We start from the raw sequence: 18,744 nt of genomic DNA on the forward strand, positions 1-18,744 counted from the left end.
GATACGGGACGATTACCGGAGGATAAAAAATGATAAAAATATACCCGAAATCACTTACACCACTTATCGCAGGCACTACAGCAGCTCTTTTTTTACTGACATCTGTAGCTGTATCGCCAAGTGAAGCCGGACCTAGGCCCCACGGTGTACCTTTTCCAGGTGGAGCAGCAAATACCATTATGTTCGGTAAACTTACCTACTTTTTTGTAGACGGAATTTTTTACACAAAGAAACCAACTGGTTATGTTGTTGCTCCTGCTCCTATTGGGGCAAAGATCCCGGTTCTTCCACCTGCGGCTGTTATAGTCAACATAGATGGGAGACCTTATTACACTTACTCCGGAACATTTTACCAACAGGTACCAGGTGGTTATATAGTCGTAAAACAACCGAGTTCTAACATGATAAGTCATTTCAAACAGAGGCAAAAGTTAACGGTAATAGTTGAATCTCTCAATGTACGTTCAGGGCCGGGAAAAGAGAATCCGGTTTTACGACATGTCAGCCAAGGGGAGGTCTTAGTTGTGGAGGATGTTAAAGCAGGCTGGTGTCTAGTCAAACTGCCTGATAATTCATCAGGTTGGGTAATGTCTCAATATACGGCTACAATAAAAGCTGAACCAAAAGGATAGTTATTGAAAGGCTGCATTATTACGGTACCAGACTGTTAACGCAGAAAGATTGAAAAATCGGCAGGGAGTTTCCTTTGTCTTACCTACAACAAGTTCCAATGCACTAAAATTTTCTTTTAGCCCTCTTTTATACAACGATCCGAGACACCGAAAGCCTCGGATCGCTGCTGTCCATTAAATGTTACTGCTGTCTGGTTAAAGAAATAGATACGTCTTGAAGAGCTCTTTGCCAGCATACTGCTTTTTACGATAACAGATTAACATAAAAGGAGATTCATGCCATGTTTCATGTTAAAATGGCACTTGCATAATTGCTCAATTTTATAGATAGACATGAATTTCAATTGCTGCCACAGGGCCTATATTGCTTTTATTTGGCTGTTGCTCAGCAAGGTAAGATTGGAGAAAAAATGAGCGGTGAAAATAATCGAAGTGTCTATTGGGATATTTTCGGATAGTATCGGTTCTGGAAATGACATCCCCTATGGTGCTACCATGATAACCTATGGCATATTTCAGCTATTTTGGAGAAAAATATGAAAAAAGTAACAGTTAATATTGCAGTGGAACTTGAGTTGCCAGATGATTGTGACGTTATTCAGCACAAAGACGGAATTGACGCCTTAAAATATAAAGATAAATTTTGCACCTTCTCTACTTTTTGCATGACGACTGCCTCGAATCAAGCAGGGGTTAAATGGATAGGCGACCAGCAAGTTGATAGTGAAATTATTGAATATGTTACTAGCGAGCAGGCAGCTATCAGACTTGTCGAGTAATTTTTTCGTATGAAAACCGACAAGAATGCACAATAAATTGCCGCCCCCTGAAAAAATCATGACTTTTCCAAAAAAGAAACCAAGCAATTCCTAGAACATGGTCAGAAGGTTGTTCCTGCCCCTTCTGACCTGGGTTAACTCACCCCAGCCCTCTATCCGGTTCGTCTTGGTGCTTCCCCCTTAACGGTAACTGTTCCTCCCGTATCTCATCCGTATAAAAGAAGGTGATTACGATCATCATCGTTCATTGGCAGTGGTGCCCATATTCTTTTTAAATACCTCGTTGGTATTGGTCGTTTGTTACAGGGTGGATACAGCGCGCGAGCATCTCTGCTGCGGCGGATTTCCCGGATAATAGATTTTCAAAAAGTTTGATAGTGCCAAGTTTGTCAGCGCTTATGTGCGTTTCAGTTGTTATATCTCTCAAGTCGATTGAAAAGCTTGAAAAAGTATTGGGCATGTCTGCAACGATATCGGTGTTCAGGTAATTTTCGTTATTATAAATGCTATGCAAATTTCCAGGTGTTTTTTCAATAAAAAGAGGAACATTGTCCACGTTTTTAATAGATGATGCTTTCCGGCACCCTGAGATGCACTCTTCATCTACGCTCTCTTTCTCGCAACCAATAACTTGATGCAACAAACATTGCCTGCTGGTCATAAGCATAATGGGATGATAGATGCTGTAGTATAATTTCAAATCATCCGCTCTTTTTATATACCTTATCTGGTCCTTGTTTATTTCATTTGAAACAAATGCTCCTGCGCAATTAAAAACTTTCTTTAACGCTAACAAACTATACGAATTGACGGTGTTGAAATGAGGACCTGCTATCCATTCGATTCCTCTTGTAAAAGCCTCGTAGGCGATCCCTGAATTATTGGTTACTATGCGCTCTGGTTGTGTTTGTTGAAGGAGCTCTACGGCATCATCGTAGTCTTTACCTATTAAAATAGATGGGAACCATGGAATTAACCTTTTGTTTTCTATAAACATATTCACCAGGCGAGTCTGTATACCCTTCAAACAGTTGGGAATATAAAAACAAACATCAGCAGTTGTCTCGCCGCAAAGGTGTACATCTTTTTCAGAAGAGATCACAACTGAAAGCGTAGGCCGGATGGGTAGGTTATCTTGTTTTATTAAAACTGGAACGGTGGGTGGTGTAATGGTTTCTTCGGAACCGTGCAAAATACATATAATTTCTTTTTTGATAGCATGTAGCTCTTTGAAAGGGATGAAAAGATTACTTTGCAAGTGTTCCAGGTCTATGGCATCGATATAAAATCCTGTTTCATTAAGAGGCTTAAATATTTTTATAAAACTTTCATATCCCAGGCAATAAGGAGGTGTTTTTTGGATTGCTCGACTACTGCTACGGCTGTCTGCATTATCAATGTTGGCAGGTACTAGTTCACTCTTTGAACAGAGAGTAAAAGAGGTATCCGGCGTCTGTACATCTACTTTCAGGAGATTTCCGAGTGTACCGGAAACAGTGATGACAAGAGGCTCTTTTTCAATGCTAAGGGTGGCAATTTTTTGTTGAACACAACGTATTATTTGTGTTTTCTCATCATAGAGTTCTCTTTTTGCGGCCTGTATATTGTCTTTGGTTGCTCCACCCTTTGTTTCAGCCAGATGAATAGCTGAGTTATCCCTGGGATTATCGATAAACATATTTTTGTTTATCTCACCCGTTAAAAAAGAGCTGGAAAACTCCCTATTAAATACTTTGTAAAGAACTGTATTGTCAGTGATAAGGGTTCCATGCCGGTAAAATCTGTTTATTTGCTCTTTCCATGAACGCACAACAGAATACACGTAATGAAATTTTTTTATTCTTCCTTCTATTTTTACTGAATCAACGCCTGCTGCAACGATTTCCCTTAAATTAAAAAATGCGGAATTATCTTTCAGATTAAGGGGAAATTTTTTTCCTTGCGGGGTGGTGAGATATCTATCTCTGCAAGGCTGACTGCACCTTCCACGATTTCCAGACTTGCCTTTAAGGACAGAACTTAAATAACAAAGACCTGAAAAAGAGAGGCAATACGAGCCATGAACAAACATCTCGGTTGAAAGAGTATTAGCATGCGCAACATGGGTTAACTCCGAAACCTCCTCTATATTTAACTCTCTGCATACATTTACTCTGGTTGCCCCCAGTTGTTTTAAAAAATGTATCTGCCCTTTATTGTGGGTCGTCAGCTGGGTTGATGCGTGTACTTTTAGAGAGTGAAAGTATTTGTGTACAAGATAGAACATTCCTAAATCCTGAAGGATTATCCCATCAACACTTGTTTGCATTAATGTATGCAATAAACTTATGAATGCTTTTGTTTCGCTCTCTACTACTATTATGTTGAGTGTTAAAAATATCCGGCAATCGTGCTTATGAGCAAGTCGTAGAATTCCATTTAACTCTTTCAGCGTTATATTCGTAGCCCTGGTTCTTGCGTTAAATCTATCCAGACCGCAGTAAACAGCATCCGCACCAGCCGCAATGGCAGCCTTGATAGAATCAGTATCTCCACCTGGGGCAAGTAATTCAATTTTTTTGCTCATAAGATTAACAGCAATATCTCAAGATAATGTTGATATTATTTAAGATGGTCATTTTTGTAGTAGTTTTAACGTGCATGTGTCATGTACTTTCTGTTGACCTTAATAATCCCCAAACATTTTACCCCAAAAAAAATCATTACTGCGATGACTGACGAACAGCCAAATAATCCATTACATGGGATTACCCTGAAAGAGATACTCATAAAACTTGAAGAGCACTACGGCTGGGATGGTCTGGCGAGTAGAATTCGGATAAACTGTTTTATAAAAAACCCTACGCTGAATTCTAGCTTGAAACTGCTACGAAAAACTCCATGGGCTCGAGAAAAAGTTGAAAAACTCTATATCTCCACTTTTGTAAAGCCACGTTCTCGTAAAAAGAGATAGGACAGGAGGAATGATCAACTTTAGGCACACTTTTAAAGCCACCATTCATGATGGCTTTTTTCTTTGCATTTGCTGCACTATGGGGCATACCTGATTTTCATCAAATAGTCTAGTTTTTCAGACCAGTCAACACTGGCAATTTAGTTCAAACCCGCAAAAAACAGCTCCCAAAATGGGTCGGTGTCCGGTTCGGTTAGAAGTTGTATCTGCTTTTCCCTACGAACCATGTTTTCCTTTAGGCCGGCATCAAAGCTGCCAAGTACAAAGCTCTCAATGCCAATATTTTTCCATACCTGCTGCACCTCTTCGACCTGGGCAGGTGCAACCGCTGCCAGAAGAGTTCCCTCACTGATGGCTTGCCAGGGATCAAAACCCAATTCCTTTGCCAAGGCAGCGATATCTGCAGGAAGAGCTATCTGGTCAAAATCGACCATGACCGGGATTCCCGCAGCAGTGGCCATCTCCCACAATCCCCCCTGCACGCCACCTTCGGTGGCATCGTGCATGGCATGAACTCCGCCGACTTTAAAAGCCTGCAGAGCATCCTCAACAACGGTAATCTCATCCACCCTGGATCGGAGGATGTCAAGGTGCTCTGGGGAAAGTTTTTTTGCGAGCCGTTCTTGGTGAACAATGGAAAGCAGAGCTGCGGCCTCAATGCACGGCCCTTTGGTCATCAGAATTATATCGCCATCCTTAGCGCCACCAGGAGACACCCAACTATCCATATCCGCCGTACCCCAGACTGTTACGCCACCAACAGTTGGTACGGTTACAGCTCCATACCATCCGGTATGACCACCGACAATAGAAATGTCTAACTCTTTGGCGGCATCAGAGATAGAATTGATAATAGTACGGGCGTCCTCCTCCGGACATCCAGGAGGTAATAAAAGGGTATAGGTCATGAATTCAGGTTTAATGCCGGTCACAGCCACATCACTGGCTCCAATATGGACTGTGAACCAGCCCATAATTTCCAACGGAAGCCCTGGAGCAGGAAAGATCGGATCTTCGGCAATAGCCATAACCCTGCCATCTGTAGTTTTCAGGATCGCTGCATCAAGTCCCGGACCGGGTCCAATCAGTACTTGGTCGGACGGTTTTCCCAGTGCCCCTTGCACCAACTTCTCTAACCTTGAAGGGCTGGGTTTGCCCACTAGATTACTCATGACTAACCCACCTTTGTAAAACCGCCTCGACATCAGCAACTTTGCCTTCCATGCGACCAGTTGCCCCCTTGCGATCGTCGAGGGTAATAGAGGTGAGTACTCGAGGTGCCCGCTCCATCATCAGGTTATGGCATTTCATTATCAATTCCATCACATCTGATTGCTCACCTTCAATGGTGGTCTGCATAGCTCCCAACTTATACTCCAAGCCTGAGTCTGCAACCAACTTTACCACTGCAGCCACATGTTCCTTTAATTCTTGCCCCACCCCGCAGGGCAGGATTGCAAAACTTGCCAACATGAAACACCTCATTTTTGTATTATTTTTGATGCAGACTTGGCTCCGATTCAGTCTATAGTGCGGTTTGAAGTACTCGTTTGCATCAGATATAGCGTCCAACAGAAAATATTGGGCCAACTCAAACAAAACTACTTTATGGAAGAAATCCAGGCCTGATTAAAGCATTCGCATTATAGGCACGTGTAACAAAATTTAAAGAACAAACCATGAACTATTTATGCGATAATATCGTCGTAGCACTCGAGAATAGTGACATTGTGGTAATCGGCCTGTGTTAAAAGGAGACGAAACATCTACACTAATTCGGGATACGCCAAGAGGACGTACGGTTACAATTGTTTCCACCTAACCCCAGACTGATATTGTTTTTATGAGATACTGCCAATCGCATAAAAACATGTCGGCGAGATTTGCTCCTTGCAACAGTATCTATTCCGAAGCTTCTTCCTGGCATTGCTTTGTCACAACCCTCTTTTGCCATTATAGAAAGAAAGTGCTGGTCAGTTCAGGGGCCATTAATTTATCAAAAAATAGCCTTTTATGGCTTGCCTGGCTCTTCTCACCTATACGATGTCTCCAAAAATTGAATTTTCTACAGGCGATATTTCCCCTCTCTATGATGATTTGAGACTCAACCTGTAATCCACGCCTCTCAAAACTTGATAAAACACCAAAAGTTTATCTTTCAACAACCTGCTTTATCATCTTTTTCTACTGTTCGACAGTGCCTAAACAATCTACAGAAAGAACATTTCAGTCCGGTTTGCACTGGTCGCCTTACGACGAGTATTTGTGAGTGCTTTTCATCTTTTTTGAAATACCCTTTGCCAATTTTTCTATTTGGCGTTACACCCCGAGTATATGCACAAAACAATTTTTATTGTACTGCATTACTACTCCAGTAGCGCATTTACCACAGCGAGCTTTTTTATTGAGGAGGTTAAAAGATATGCCACAGGACAATGAGAAGAGTCTGGTAGGTAGCAAGTCCGGGAACGATCAAAAACAAAACGACCAGGGGCAACAAAAAGACAACACTCCGAGACCAAATGGAGGCAGAGGGTTAGGCCGAGGCGGCGGACAGGGTCGTCGTGATGGAACAGGCGGCGGTAAAGGACGCGGTGGTGGAGGTATGGGCGGGCGACGTAATTAATCTGTACAAGGAGGGAATATATTGGCAACCTATACCATCCATCCCATTGTCGTAGGCACCAAAGTATTCGATAAAAGTATGATGACCTACCAGCATGGCGCAGGCGAGACCTACACCATCCCCATCTACAGCTGGTATATAAAGGGTGGCGACAAAAATATATTGGTTGATACCGGCGAGATCAGTCCTATTCAGTCCGAGGCCAGGGAAAAGGCAATCGGTGGTAAGATTTATACTTTTGAACAAGGTTTGAAACAATTTGATCTAACGCCCGAAGCCATAGATATTGTAATCCATACCCATCTCCATAACGATCATTGTGAAAATGATTTTAAGTGTACCAATGCCAAAATCTATGTGCATCAACAAGAATTAGAACACATCCATAATCCACATCCATTGGATTTTCGTTACTTGGAAGATTATATTCAGGATGCCGAGGATAATGGGCAACTGCAGGTGATGACACAAGACACTGAAGTGCTCCCAGGTATTAACTGCATCCACACGCCCGTCCATACGGAAGGCGGGATGAGTATAGCCATTGAAACCAGTAAAGGAAAAGCCATCATTACCGGTTTTTGTGTTATCCAGGAAAATTTTAACCCCCCCATTGAGATTCGAGCAATGGAGATGGATGTAATTCCGCCTGGCACCTTGGTCAACGCTTTTGACTCTTACGACATTATGCTTAAAATCAAGGACATGGCAGACATTCTTATTCCACTGCATGAACCAAAATTTGCAGCTGTTCATTCCATCCCATAATTTTCCACCTCGCCAGTGAGCACTTTGCCGTTTAGGCAAAGTGCTCTTTCCCACCTTACGAAAGGCTTTGTTCAATTATTTTGCTTGCAACTTTTCTTATCTTTTTCTAGTTTCTACACATAGAAACAATCACAAAACGACTCTCACCCCTGCGCTGGTAAATTCCCCAGACCGTTATATACAATCACCTGACGGGCGTGACCGTGGAGGCATTCTCAACGGACATGTTTTTTTGTGTCACCTGTACGTAACCATTACAAGGAGTAAAAAATGAAAAAAATCGGCCTCACGTTATTGTTGCTTTTTACTATTGTGCAGCTTTCTACCGCTGCCACCGTGAAAATTGGAATGGTAACAACCCTATCAACAAAAGCAGGATACCTGGGCGAGGATATCCGCGATGGTTTCGCATTAGCAATCGAACAGGGGGCGGGTACACTCGGTGGCATTCCGGTTGAACTTATGGTTGAGGATGACGGCAGAAAACCTGAAAAAGGGAAACAGATAGCGGAAAGGTTCATCAAAAAAGAAAAGGCGCACATCCTTACGGGCATCGTTTTTTCAAACGTTGCCATGGCAGTGGTGCCAAAGGTAGTCCGCCAGAATGTGGTGTATCTCAGCACCAATGCGGCGCCCTCTAAGCTGGCAGGCAAAGGATGTAACCCCAACTATTTTAGTGTTTCCTATCAAAATGACAATCTTGATGAAGTTGTTGGCCAATATGTAACCGAGGCTGGTCATAAAACAGCGTACCTTATTGCCCCAAATTACCCTGCGGGCAAAGATCACCTCGCAGGTTTTAAACGTTTTTATACTGGGAAGATAGTCGGCGAGGTGTATACAAAGCTCGGTCAGTCTGACTATGCAGCGGAAATTGCAGCGTTAAGAGCTGCCAAACCGGAAGCGGTCTTTTTCTTTCTCCCTGGTGGAATGGGGATCAATTTTTTAAAGCAATACGCACAGGCAGGCCTCAGCAAAGAAATTCCCGTCTACGGTCCTGCATTTTCCTTTGACGAGCGCATTCTCAAAGCCGTTGGCCCTGCCGCTCTTGGCGTGAAAAACGGTTCCCAGTGGACCCATGATCTGGATAACGCTGCCAATGTCGAATTCGTCAAGGCATATCAGGAAAAATACGGCCGCATGCCTACTCTTTATGCTGCACAGGGATATGATACTGCCCGTCTGATCGGCAGTGCACTCAAAGCAGTAAAAGGCAACATCGAGGACCTGGATGCTTTCAAGGCCGAGCTCAAAAAGGCTGATTTTGCGTCTGTTCGTGGCAACTTCAGCTTTGGCGTGAACCAACATCCCGTACAGGACGTCTATATTCGAGAAGTTATAGAGACTGAAAACGGTGGCTATACGAACAAAACCGTTAAAAAAGTTTTTTCAAATCATATCGATGCCTACGCAGCCGAGTGCAAAATGTAAGTGTAGGCACCATACAATATATATAAATAGAGGGCCGTTAACCGGCCCTCTCACAGTCTATGCTACTTGTCGTTGAACAACTCCTTAATGGGCTCCAGTTTGGAATCACCCTGTTTTTAATGTCTGCCGGGTTAACCCTGGTTTTCGGCATTATGCAGGTGATCAACCTTGCCCATGGCTCATTTTACATGATTGGTGCCTATGTAGGGGCAACGGTGACTGTATATACCGGCTCTTTCCTACTCGGCATTGCAGCCGCCCTGCCCGCTTCTGCGGTCTGCGGCATGGTGGTTGAGATCATTGTGCTCAGAAAGTTGTACAATCGAGAACATCTGGATCAGGTACTTGCCACTTTTGGTCTTATCATGTTCTTTAATGAGCTCACCCGCATTATCTGGGGACGTCAACCGTTGTTTATGGATGTCCCCCCCTGGCTCAGCGGCAACATTGAGTTGTTGCCCGGTCTTTTTTATCCGACCTACAGGCTGGCTGTTATCGGTGTGGGCATTCTGGTCGCCCTGGTACTATGGCTCATTTTTTCGCGAACACGAATCGGAATGCAGATCAGAGCAGGCGCTTCCAATCGTGACATGATAGGTGCTCTCGGCGTTAATATCAAGCTGCTCTACACGCTTGTTTTCGGCATGGGAACCGCACTTGCCGGACTGGCAGGAGTGATGGCCGGACCCATCCTCGCCGTTGAATCGGGCATGGGAGAAAGCATTCTCATTCTTACCTTTGTTGTGATTGTTATAGGGGGAATCGGGTCTATTCGCGGTGCTGTTGCCGGGGCGTTACTGGTTGGTCTGGTAGACACCATGGGCAGAGCATTTTTACCAGCACTCTTCCGTTTTCTGTTTGATTCTGCAACCGCAGACAGTGCAGCGGCATCGCTTTCATCCATGGCCATTTATATACTCATGGCTGCAATCCTTGTCTGGAAACCTAAGGGCCTTTTCCCTGCCCACAGTTAATGAATCCTTTATTTCGAAAATACGTTTGTATAGCAGCGGTTGCTCTCCTTTTGGCAATACTCCCCATTGCGGCGTCCATGCTTGGCCAGGAGTATTATATCTCTTTGTTTTCCCGAATCCTAATTTATGCCATTGCAGCAGTAAGCCTTGATTTGCTACTCGGATTTTCCGGAATGATAAGCCTGGGCCATGCTGCCTTTGTCGGCATCGGCTCATATGTTGTCGGCATATTTTTTTACCATTCAGCAGAGATGGAACCACTGCTTACCCACCCTTTTACTGTAGAAGGCAGTGAAAACGGGCTGATAGTGATCCCTCTGGCCGTTCTTGTATCCGCCATCTTTGCCCTTGTCATTGGCGCGCTCAGTTTACGGACCAAGGGGATGCATTTTATCATGATCACCCTGGCCTTTGCGCAGATGATCTATTATTTTTTTGTTTCTCTTGAAAAATATGGCGGCGATGATGGATTATCGATGTATGCACGATCAACCCTTCCCGGCTTAGACTTGGGCAACGACCTCCAATTTTACTATCTCTGCCTCCTGCTGCTTTCACTTTTTCTCCTCTTTACGACCCGTCTTGTGGCATCGCCTTTTGGAATAGTCATTCGCGGCTGCAGTAATAATGAGCGACGTATCAATGCGCTTGGCATAAATGCCTATGGGTATAAACTTGCCTGCTTTGTCATTGCCGGGGCTGGTGCCGGATTAGCAGGAGCCTTGCTTGCAAACCAAACCGAATACGTCAGTCCCGGTCTTATGCACTGGACCCTTTCCGGCGAGTTGATGGTCATGGTGCTGCTTGGAGGACTCGGCACCTTGTTTGGCCCAGTGTTGGGAACAGCAGCATTTCTGCTTTTAGAAGAATTTCTTGCCATGTATACGGAACATTGGATGCTCTACCTCGGTCCGTTTCTGATACTGGTTGTCATCTTTGCCAAAAGAGGGCTTTACGGCGTGCTTGTTGGAGGGGGAAAAGATCATGGCTGAAATGCTTCTTGAAGTTGCTAGCCTCAACAAATCCTATGGTGCCATTCAGGCAACCCAAGATCTGCATTTAAATATTGAAAAAGGACATATACACGCGCTGATAGGTCCCAACGGAGCCGGGAAAACCACGCTCGTCAATCAACTTACCGGTGATATCTTTCCCGATAGTGGCAGGATAATATATAAATCCAGTGAAATTACCCGCATGAGCGATTACAAGCGTGCCCGTCTCGGAATAGCCCGCTCTTTTCAAATAACCCATATTTTCGAAAATCTGACCGTCGCTGAAAATATGGCCCTCGCAATCAATGCCCGCAACGGTCACAGTTTTCATTTTTGGCGAAACAGCTTAAAAAGCAGTATCGTTACAGCAAATCTTGATAATGCGCTGGCAAGAGTCGATCTTGGCCATCGAGCCAGGTTAAAGGCAAGCCATCTTTCGCACGGCGAAAAACGGCAGCTTGAAGTTGGTATGGCCCTTGTCGGCAATCCGGAGCTGCTTATCCTTGATGAACCCATGGCTGGTATGGGCTCTGGGGGCACGGTTGAACTCTCCAAATTAATTTCCAGCCTTAAAGGCTCGGTAACCATTCTTTTGGTAGAACACGACATGGATGTGGTTTTTTCATTGGCAGATATGGTGACGGTCCTGGTGTATGGCCACAATATATTAACAGATTCACCCTCCAATGTACGGACTAACAAAGAAGTGCAGGCCGCCTATCTTGGAGAATCCGTAGATGCTTAAGGTCGAGAGTATCGAAACCTATTATGGGCAAAGCCAGGCCCTGTTTGGAATAACCCTCAACCTCATGGAAGGTGAGGTGGTAACATTGCTTGGCCGAAACGGAATGGGAAAAAGTACTACCATCTCCTCAATAATGGGGCTGACGCCTATATCTAAGGGAAAGATATCCTTTCTCGGTAAATCTATTGATCGTAGCCCTAGTTATTCTATTGCAAGATTGGGGATAGGACTTGTACCTGAAGGGAGACAAATTTTCCCCACTCTAACGGTACGGGAGAACTTACTGGCTACTGCTGCCGATTATACCCATTCATCATCACCCTATACCCTCGCTGATATACTGACCATCTTCCCCCGGCTCGGTGAGCGGTTAAATAATTACGGCAACCAACTCTCCGGCGGCGAACAACAAATGCTCGCTATCGGCAGAGCATTAATGATAAATCCTCGCCTCCTTATCCTGGACGAAGCCACTGAAGGGCTCGCCCCGCTTGTGCGACAAGAAATTTGGCACGGGCTAGGGATATTGAAAGCTAAGGGATTGGCTATTTTGGTGGTCGATAAAAACATCCAAGCCCTCTTCAAAATTGCAGAACGCCATTACATCATAGAAAAAGGGAAAGTGGTATGGACTGGCACCACTTCACAACTGCAATCACAGCCTGAATTGCAGACTCAATTTCTTGGCGTATAAAGGGTAGCATCCAGATTTGTCAGGAAATGTTAATACGCGAATCAATGGCCAGGTAGATTGCGCTAATATCGTCCACCGGTTCTCCACAAAATCTGCACTTACTTTTTCGTCGGTTATCCGTCTGTTACGTAGTGTGGATAAGCATAACGCATCCACGCTGCTTCGCAGTTCAGTTACAAACTGGATACTCCATTCCTCTGTCGTAAATCCATATTTATAAGGAATCTTAATCCAAACTCTCGACCGGATAGGAATTCCATATTTGTAATAATTGCCAGGGTGGTTATCATAGGACAATCGATAATTCACAAATAGTAAAAACCTATGCAATTTACAATTGAACCATCTTTCACACCATCCTCATATCCCTCGCTACAGCTGCCGGATGTGCAAGTCGTACATGAAAAAGGTAGCGGGGAAACCAATGAAGATCTGTTTCTCAATGATGATGGCCTGTACGGAGTTTTTGACGGAGCCACGTCTTTATCTAAAAGAAGATATAGCCAGGGGCTAACTGGTGGGTATATTGCCGCAACACTTGCCGCTGAATCCTTCCGTAAAAATGGGCATGATCTGTATACAAGTGTAGTGGAGGCAAATAACCGCCTTCGTATAGTCCAGGAAGATGCCGGAGTCGCAAGCGACCAACGGCATGGTCTTTGGTCTACAAGCCTTGCAGTTGTTCGATTAACAGAGGATAGGCTAGAGTATTGTTCTTTGGGAGATGCTTCCATCCTTATCCTTACTGAGGATGGTGGTTATAGGTTGCTGACTCAAGAAATGGATATCGACCGAGAAACACTCTCCATGTGGAAGGCATACAGTGGTGACAAGTGTTCCATTTATGAGGTCCTATCAGAGCAAATCCTCAAAGTACGATCACGAATGAACATCGATTATGGTGTGCTTAATGGAGAGAATGAAGCGCTCAACTTTGTCCAAAGCGGGAGCATCTCACTTGCGGAGGTCACTGATGTGCTGCTTTTTACAGATGGCTTGCTCATCCCCCGTGAAAATCCGGAAGCACCTCATGACTGGGCCTGTTTTGTAGACTTGTATCAGGCCGGAGGTTTAAAAGAAGTACGGGATTACGTAAGAGATGTACAGCGCCGGGACCCTGATAACAGACGCTATCCTCGCTTTAAAACCCATGACGACATCGCAGCAGTGTCGATCAGCTGTTAAAATTTTAGCCTGGTCACTTTTGCAAAGGTTTTTCACCTACAATCCTTTCATAAATCTCTTCAATTTTCAAAAAGAAGCCTTCAAGACTGTACGGAGTAACAAGTTTTTGTACTGCTTCCCTATCTGGGGTACTTTTTCTTTGCACACGCCCTGCCATTTCCAATATCGCATCTTCCAAACGGCTGTCAAAGATTGGCAGTTCTGTTTTTTCTGGTGTATCAACATTCTTCATCGACGGCAGCGGTAGAAATCGGACATGATCGCTATCAGCCTGACCCAACAACTCCATGCAGCCGGACAGTTCCGTGGTGATGACCCTGCACCCACAGCTGATCGCTTCAAGGAGAACAAGCGGCAAGCCTTCGTACCAGGAAGGGAGAATAAAAATGTGACATCTCCCCATGAGTTCTGCTAATCTGGATTGGTCGATTGCACCGTGGACCGTAATTTTGTGAGGCAACTTCGCAGCAAGTTCAAGACACCTCTCTTTCTCCTTCCCACTCCCTGACCCAGCAAGATGCAGGTGCAGGTTGGTAGTATCCATGGTGGTGAACACTTCGAGTAGCCGATCCACTCCTTTGGCAAAACTGAGCTTACCAGCGTAGAGCAATTTCACTGGAGGCGCGCTTTCCTTGTCTTTCATCCTAAAGATTTCGGGATCAAAACCTGCTCCAATAACAGCGATTTTTTCATCCGTTAGCTTGATGAGCTGTCTGATATGTTCCTTCTGCGCAATACTGAGCGCTAAAATATGGTCAAGGGATCTACACGGTTCAAGAACCCGTTCGTGCAGATGTGTGCATTGAATAATTTGTCGAAGATCTGTGGAATGACATGAGGTGACCAATGGAATTTTTGGAAATTTTCGAAACGCAACCGAAGTGGCAAGCCAGAGATGATGGCTGTGAATCAAGTCCGGAGCAAAAGACGCAACAGCCAGAGACAGGACTTTTGCAAAGGCATCTTCATAGGTATCGAGTTGTTCGTTGGTCAGGTCACAAAAGCGAGAACTGGGGTATGGCATAACATTGCTCATCCCAGGGATTGTGAAATCCGGACCACCGGCTTCAAAACGTACGAAATGGCAATGTTCCGGTACAACGTGTTCAAGCTCTACCTCCATTGTCCCGCTCAAACCCGCAACAAGGCCATTTGTATGGCCATGGGCTGCAGCGCGTGCGATCACATTACGAAGGTAATAGCCGGAGCCGGTGCTTTCGGGATGCTGGCTTATAAGATGCAGGATTCTCATGGGATGCTTTTTTTAGCTGTTAAGCACATCAGGCTGTTTTCGGAGCGTTTTTCAGTTTGAAGTCGTTTGTAATATACTATCTCCCCGTATTCATTGCTATGGATCGAGCTTTTTATAAGGCTGGCAGTCTTGCAGTTCATTTTACCTTTTTTTCTTCGAAAAACAGTTCCTCCCCTTCCTCTACCCGCCCCTCTCTTATCAAAGCCTGACAACTCAAAACTAAGCGAAGTAAGGACTCTCCCGCGTCTGGTTTAAACTGCAAGCTAATCCGAGAGCCACTCGATGGCTTTTTCGGCTGCCAAATACCCTGATGAGGCTGCCGCCTCAAAGGTCGGATAGATAAGATAATCACCAGCCAGGATCAAACCTTGTCCATCTACCTTATCAAGTTCTACCATCCGCTGGTAACTGCCGGGAGTCATCACAGGAAAGCCATGTCTGAAACGGGTGATCTCATGTCCGACCACGTGTGCGGAGGAACCAGGCAGGACTTTGTCGATCGCGATGAGGACTTCACTCAGCAATTCCTTGTCACTCAACTCCAATAGACTGTGGTCCCTATACGATTTCGGGGCAGCACAGATAACTGAACCCCAGGCGTCACGGTTCTCTCCTTTACGTGGTAGGTAATGGTCTGCAACCCATGAGGCATAATAAATGTCTGTAAGGATATTGCCATCTTCGATGGCCAGATCAAACCCTTTGTCAAAGATCGGGCTGTCGCTGAATAAAGCTATGGTCGCGTAAGGGGCATATTCAACACTGCTAAGTAATTGCCGTTGCCGACCGCTGAGAGCCCCATCACCGATATCAAGCGCAACAGCTGCGGAGGTTGCAATGATCACAGCTTCAGCCCGGTAGGAGAGTTCCTTGTTACCATTCTCTATACAGCTAACCTCAAACAACTCTCCTACCCTTGCGATGGCCGTCACTCGGGTATTTGTCCGGATCGAATCACCCAGATCCTGGCTCAGGGCAACAGGAATTGCACCAATACCTTTATCAAAGGTATACATGCCGGTGGAACCATCGGTCTCAGACAACTCCAGCGCCAACTCATCTTCATCGTCTACGCCTTCAAAGCCATCAAAATCAAAGGCAAACTCAGGCAGTACTGCAAGAGCTGAAATTTCATCAAGAGCAGCCCCAAAGAGGCCTCTTGCAGTAACATTATAAACTTCATGGTAAATCTGAGGAAAGTGATTTTCGTCAAACCATTGTTTTGCCGTTATGTTGTCCATCCTGGCCAATTCGCCTTTCAGAGAAATATCCGGAATTTCATCATATGTGTCATACATTTCCTGTAAACGTCGGGCAAAACGGTTAAACTCGCCAATATTACTCTTTTCTACAAGCAGGCGAGCCTTACCAAGTTCACCGACATAAAACTTTCCACCACGAAAAACAATATCGGCCGGAGCCGGTATCTCGCGCAGGGTCAGGCCCAATTCGTCAATCATCTCAGCCAAGGCATCTTCTGGCTTGCCCAGATATTCAGCTCCTCTAGCAAAGGAAACTGTCCGATACTGACCCGTTGATGCCCTGCCGCCGACCTCTTTTTTCATTTCCAGAAGGAGGACATCGTAATCGTCCAGGTTATAGGCAGCAGTTAGCCCTGCTATGCCACCGCCAACTATGACGACATCATACACCTTCGGCGTATCATTAACCTCTCCTGCTCCCAAGGCAGCACAGGGTAAGAAGCAAATAAGAAACAAAATTATAAAGTGTATCACAAGGCCACCTCACCCGCCGGAGTTTGAACTTCCCGCATTTCTTCATCTTCAAATAGTTGCATTCGCCGACCTCAAATCCTGCCTACCCCACATACTGTTCTAGTACATCTTCAACAAAAACAGCCCTATTTCGCCCCTGTTCCTTCGCCTGATATAATGCTGAATCTGCAACCGCCATGAGTGATTCCGCAATATCTCCATGGGATGGAGCGGTGGCAATTCCAAGACTGACTCCAACTCGGGCAAAAACTCCATGCTCAACTTCTATAGGCTGACAGACATCAGCAATGATCCGTGCTGCCACCGTTTCAAGAGCAGAACGTTCTACAAGATCGAGAAGGATCACAAACTCATCACCTCCAACTCGGCAGACCAGGCCGGCACCTTGAACCGCAGTTGTCAGACGTTTGGCTACAACCTTAATCACCGTATCACCAGCCCCATGCCCATGGGTATCATTGACCTGTTTGAATTTATCGAGGTCACACTGCACAAGCGAAAAAGGAACCTCAGGCAGACGCTCCAGTGCGGCTGTTAAGGCCCGCATAAACTGGAGACGATTGGCAAGGCCGGAGAGAGTATCGTGCATGGCCAGAAAACGATTTTGCTCCTCACTTTTTGCAAGGGAAACGGTCAACTTGCCAATCCGCCAGGCAATAATAAAAGCCAGCGCACCCAGCATAACAGCCAGTACCGCAATTACCGGAATAACGGTCTCCCAAATATGCCCCCCTGGAAGATTACCCTGCCAGGAAAAAACTCCCAGTGCTTCACCAGCCGGTGATGTAACAGGGTGATGGTTCAAAGATGCGGATGCTGCAGATTGCAGTCCAAACTTCAGATGTGAAAATGCAAGCTGGGCATTCAGCTCTTCGATCAGCTCACTATCAAGATAGAGGGCTGAAATCAGTATTACAGGATTTCCATCCGGCAAGACGGAGTTGCCATCATCAGGAACTACGGCCATGGCATGAACAAGGGAAACCTTATCGTCCAGTTCAAGGAAACCATGAACAGTATGGCTATGGAGTGTTCCGGAGCTAATCGATTGCTGTCCGTAACCACCTGCCAAGGTTATCCTATTTTTAAAATACTGTGCCCGCGCCTCTTCAACAAACCTGTATAGCGAATCAGTTTCAGCAAGAACGCCGGCACCAAACTGCACTTCTTCGCCTCGCGAATTGACAAGGATATTGTTGTTCGGCCCCACGAGCAAGTTTCGGTCCAGACCAAAATCAAACCAGAGGGAATCGATAAATTCATCAACCACAAAATCTTCATCAAAGCGAAGACTTATCTTTCGAACAGCTTTATCCCAGCGGGCAAGACTTAACTGATCCCTGCGAATAATGACAAACCAATTATCAAGAGCATTTTCAAGCAGAAGCTGCTGATCGGCGATGGCTATACGATCTGCCTCTTTCGAGGCAATTCGGCCGATGAAAACCAGCGATATTGAGGCCAGAATGATAAGAACACTGGCAAGCAAAAAAGCGAGACGAGCGATATGAGCATTTGACGACCGGACAGTTATGTCACCATATCGACGAAGCGGTGTTTGTCTTTCAACCTGCTTTTCAGCTCCAATCATTTTTCACCCTTGTCGTTAAACAACTCAAAATTCGGAGTACCCCTCAAACACTGCACAACATCTCAACCAGAAAAAACAGCATAGGAATCCCATCCACCGACTGTTGCTTCTCATCTTCAGATGAGTATCTCATAAACCATTAAGCTCACGCAAGGCCGTAATTCAAGACGCGTAGCAATTTGATTTTTAATTAAAATTTTCTACCTTAGTGGCCTGTTCTTTACACTCAAATCAATGTTATCAAAGCTTGCACGACAATAAACTTGGCATGGGTTAGAGACATTGAAGGCAAAGGGATCTGTTTTGGTAGTTGGTAAAAACATTCAGGCTCTCTTTAAAATTACTGAGCGCCATTAGATCATAGAAAAAGGGAAAGTGGCGTA

17 protein-coding genes are annotated in these 18,744 nt (G+C 45.1%); 11 read left to right on the forward strand and 6 right to left on the reverse strand.

Going from position 1 to position 18,744, the window contains the following annotated elements; all coding sequences use genetic code 11:
- Positions 1-29: 29 nt before the first annotated feature.
- Complete coding sequence (locus ACHZCY_RS03440) at positions 30-632, forward strand: DUF6515 family protein (RefSeq protein ID WP_319547843.1); 603 nt, start codon at positions 30-32, stop codon at positions 630-632.
- Positions 633-1,168: 536 nt separating this feature from the next.
- The gene (locus ACHZCY_RS03445) at positions 1,169-1,411 is read left to right on the forward strand and encodes a hypothetical protein (RefSeq protein ID WP_205221906.1); all 243 of its coding nucleotides are present in this window, start codon (positions 1,169-1,171) and stop codon (positions 1,409-1,411) included.
- A gap of 271 nt (positions 1,412-1,682) precedes the next feature.
- On the opposite strand, the gene ACHZCY_RS03450 is transcribed toward ACHZCY_RS03445, so the two are convergent.
- Positions 1,683-3,977: a peptidase U32 family protein gene (locus tag ACHZCY_RS03450; RefSeq protein ID WP_319547844.1), complete on the reverse strand. Its 2,295-nt coding sequence runs from the start codon at positions 3,975-3,977 to the stop codon at positions 1,683-1,685.
- Positions 3,978-4,121: 144 nt separating this feature from the next.
- Between ACHZCY_RS03450 and ACHZCY_RS03455 the strand changes: the two genes are divergently transcribed.
- On the forward strand, positions 4,122-4,364 hold the full coding sequence (locus tag ACHZCY_RS03455) for a VF530 family protein (protein WP_205221908.1): 243 nt from the start codon (positions 4,122-4,124) through the stop codon (positions 4,362-4,364).
- A gap of 140 nt (positions 4,365-4,504) precedes the next feature.
- On the opposite strand, the gene ACHZCY_RS03460 is transcribed toward ACHZCY_RS03455, so the two are convergent.
- Together ACHZCY_RS03460 and ACHZCY_RS03465 are read right to left on the reverse strand one after the other, a co-directional pair.
- Positions 4,505-5,536 (reverse strand): AIR synthase family protein, encoded by a 1,032-nt coding sequence (locus ACHZCY_RS03460; RefSeq protein WP_319547845.1) that lies wholly within the window; start codon positions 5,534-5,536, stop codon positions 4,505-4,507.
- Positions 5,529-5,837 (reverse strand): MTH1187 family thiamine-binding protein, encoded by a 309-nt coding sequence (locus tag ACHZCY_RS03465; protein WP_319547846.1) that lies wholly within the window; start codon positions 5,835-5,837, stop codon positions 5,529-5,531. Before ACHZCY_RS03465 ends, ACHZCY_RS03460 begins: the two co-directional genes overlap by 8 nt.
- Before the next feature lie 949 nt (positions 5,838-6,786).
- Between ACHZCY_RS03465 and ACHZCY_RS03470 the strand changes: the two genes are divergently transcribed.
- The 8 genes from ACHZCY_RS03470 to ACHZCY_RS03505 all read left to right on the forward strand — a co-directional run bounded on the left by ACHZCY_RS03470 (position 6,787) and on the right by ACHZCY_RS03505 (position 13,782).
- On the forward strand, positions 6,787-6,990 hold the full coding sequence (locus tag ACHZCY_RS03470) for a hypothetical protein (protein ID WP_319547847.1): 204 nt from the start codon (positions 6,787-6,789) through the stop codon (positions 6,988-6,990).
- Positions 6,991-7,011: 21 nt separating this feature from the next.
- Positions 7,012-7,758 carry an N-acyl homoserine lactonase family protein gene (locus tag ACHZCY_RS03475; protein ID WP_319547848.1) on the forward strand — a complete coding sequence of 249 codons (747 nt, stop codon included), beginning with the start codon at positions 7,012-7,014 and terminating at the stop codon, positions 7,756-7,758.
- A 270-nt stretch (positions 7,759-8,028) separates the two neighbouring features.
- Entirely contained in the window at positions 8,029-9,189 is a 1,161-nt protein-coding gene (locus ACHZCY_RS03480) for an ABC transporter substrate-binding protein (protein WP_319547849.1), read from the forward strand.
- 59 nt (positions 9,190-9,248) lie between these two features.
- On the forward strand, positions 9,249-10,163 hold the full coding sequence (locus ACHZCY_RS03485; protein ID WP_205221914.1) for a branched-chain amino acid ABC transporter permease: 915 nt from the start codon (positions 9,249-9,251) through the stop codon (positions 10,161-10,163).
- On the forward strand, positions 10,163-11,155 hold the full coding sequence (locus ACHZCY_RS03490; protein ID WP_319547850.1) for a branched-chain amino acid ABC transporter permease: 993 nt from the start codon (positions 10,163-10,165) through the stop codon (positions 11,153-11,155). The genes ACHZCY_RS03485 and ACHZCY_RS03490 overlap by 1 nt, the downstream gene beginning before the upstream one ends.
- Positions 11,148-11,903, forward strand: coding sequence for an ABC transporter ATP-binding protein (locus tag ACHZCY_RS03495; RefSeq protein WP_319547851.1), 756 nt, complete (start codon positions 11,148-11,150; stop codon positions 11,901-11,903). Before ACHZCY_RS03490 ends, ACHZCY_RS03495 begins: the two co-directional genes overlap by 8 nt.
- Positions 11,896-12,597: an ABC transporter ATP-binding protein gene (locus tag ACHZCY_RS03500; RefSeq protein WP_319547852.1), complete on the forward strand. Its 702-nt coding sequence runs from the start codon at positions 11,896-11,898 to the stop codon at positions 12,595-12,597. Before ACHZCY_RS03495 ends, ACHZCY_RS03500 begins: the two co-directional genes overlap by 8 nt.
- A 324-nt stretch (positions 12,598-12,921) precedes the next feature.
- The gene (locus tag ACHZCY_RS03505) at positions 12,922-13,782 is read left to right on the forward strand and encodes a protein phosphatase 2C domain-containing protein (RefSeq protein WP_319547853.1); all 861 of its coding nucleotides are present in this window, start codon (positions 12,922-12,924) and stop codon (positions 13,780-13,782) included.
- A gap of 13 nt (positions 13,783-13,795) precedes the next feature.
- On the opposite strand, the gene ACHZCY_RS03510 is transcribed toward ACHZCY_RS03505, so the two are convergent.
- From ACHZCY_RS03510 to ACHZCY_RS03520, 3 genes are all read right to left on the reverse strand, one after another.
- On the reverse strand, positions 13,796-15,034 hold the full coding sequence (locus tag ACHZCY_RS03510) for a glycosyltransferase family 4 protein (RefSeq protein ID WP_319547854.1): 1,239 nt from the start codon (positions 15,032-15,034) through the stop codon (positions 13,796-13,798).
- Between the two features lie 263 nt (positions 15,035-15,297).
- Positions 15,298-16,770 (reverse strand): flavin monoamine oxidase family protein, encoded by a 1,473-nt coding sequence (locus tag ACHZCY_RS03515; RefSeq protein ID WP_319547855.1) that lies wholly within the window; start codon positions 16,768-16,770, stop codon positions 15,298-15,300.
- Positions 16,771-16,852: 82 nt separating this feature from the next.
- Positions 16,853-18,361 carry a diguanylate cyclase domain-containing protein gene (locus ACHZCY_RS03520; protein WP_319547856.1) on the reverse strand — a complete coding sequence of 503 codons (1,509 nt, stop codon included), beginning with the start codon at positions 18,359-18,361 and terminating at the stop codon, positions 16,853-16,855.
- Positions 18,362-18,744: the final 383 nt, after the last annotated feature.

It is taken from the genome of Desulfogranum marinum, from assembly GCF_963675105.2.
Classification (GTDB): domain Bacteria; phylum Desulfobacterota; class Desulfobulbia; order Desulfobulbales; family Desulfobulbaceae; genus Desulfogranum; species Desulfogranum marinum.

What these genes read in the sequence shown, in the direction of transcription:
- ACHZCY_RS03490 (WP_319547850.1), top strand. Translation starts at nt 10,163, where the DNA reads ATGAATCCTTTATTTCGAAAATACGTTTGTATAGCAGCGGTTGCTCTC.
- ACHZCY_RS03480 (WP_319547849.1), top strand. Translation starts at nt 8,029, where the DNA reads ATGAAAAAAATCGGCCTCACGTTATTGTTGCTTTTTACTATTGTGCAG.
- ACHZCY_RS03485 (WP_205221914.1), top strand. Translation starts at nt 9,249, where the DNA reads ATGCTACTTGTCGTTGAACAACTCCTTAATGGGCTCCAGTTTGGAATC.
- ACHZCY_RS03460 (WP_319547845.1), bottom strand. Translation starts at nt 5,536, where the DNA reads ATGAGTAATCTAGTGGGCAAACCCAGCCCTTCAAGGTTAGAGAAGTTG.
- ACHZCY_RS03465 (WP_319547846.1), bottom strand. Translation starts at nt 5,837, where the DNA reads ATGTTGGCAAGTTTTGCAATCCTGCCCTGCGGGGTGGGGCAAGAATTA.
- ACHZCY_RS03450 (WP_319547844.1), bottom strand. Translation starts at nt 3,977, where the DNA reads ATGAGCAAAAAAATTGAATTACTTGCCCCAGGTGGAGATACTGATTCT.
- ACHZCY_RS03470 (WP_319547847.1), top strand. Translation starts at nt 6,787, where the DNA reads ATGCCACAGGACAATGAGAAGAGTCTGGTAGGTAGCAAGTCCGGGAAC.
- ACHZCY_RS03445 (WP_205221906.1), top strand. Translation starts at nt 1,169, where the DNA reads ATGAAAAAAGTAACAGTTAATATTGCAGTGGAACTTGAGTTGCCAGAT.
- ACHZCY_RS03495 (WP_319547851.1), top strand. Translation starts at nt 11,148, where the DNA reads ATGGCTGAAATGCTTCTTGAAGTTGCTAGCCTCAACAAATCCTATGGT.
- ACHZCY_RS03510 (WP_319547854.1), bottom strand. Translation starts at nt 15,034, where the DNA reads ATGAGAATCCTGCATCTTATAAGCCAGCATCCCGAAAGCACCGGCTCC.
- ACHZCY_RS03455 (WP_205221908.1), top strand. Translation starts at nt 4,122, where the DNA reads ATGACTGACGAACAGCCAAATAATCCATTACATGGGATTACCCTGAAA.
- ACHZCY_RS03500 (WP_319547852.1), top strand. Translation starts at nt 11,896, where the DNA reads ATGCTTAAGGTCGAGAGTATCGAAACCTATTATGGGCAAAGCCAGGCC.
- ACHZCY_RS03440 (WP_319547843.1), top strand. Translation starts at nt 30, where the DNA reads ATGATAAAAATATACCCGAAATCACTTACACCACTTATCGCAGGCACT.
- ACHZCY_RS03520 (WP_319547856.1), bottom strand. Translation starts at nt 18,361, where the DNA reads ATGATTGGAGCTGAAAAGCAGGTTGAAAGACAAACACCGCTTCGTCGA.
- ACHZCY_RS03505 (WP_319547853.1), top strand. Translation starts at nt 12,922, where the DNA reads ATGCAATTTACAATTGAACCATCTTTCACACCATCCTCATATCCCTCG.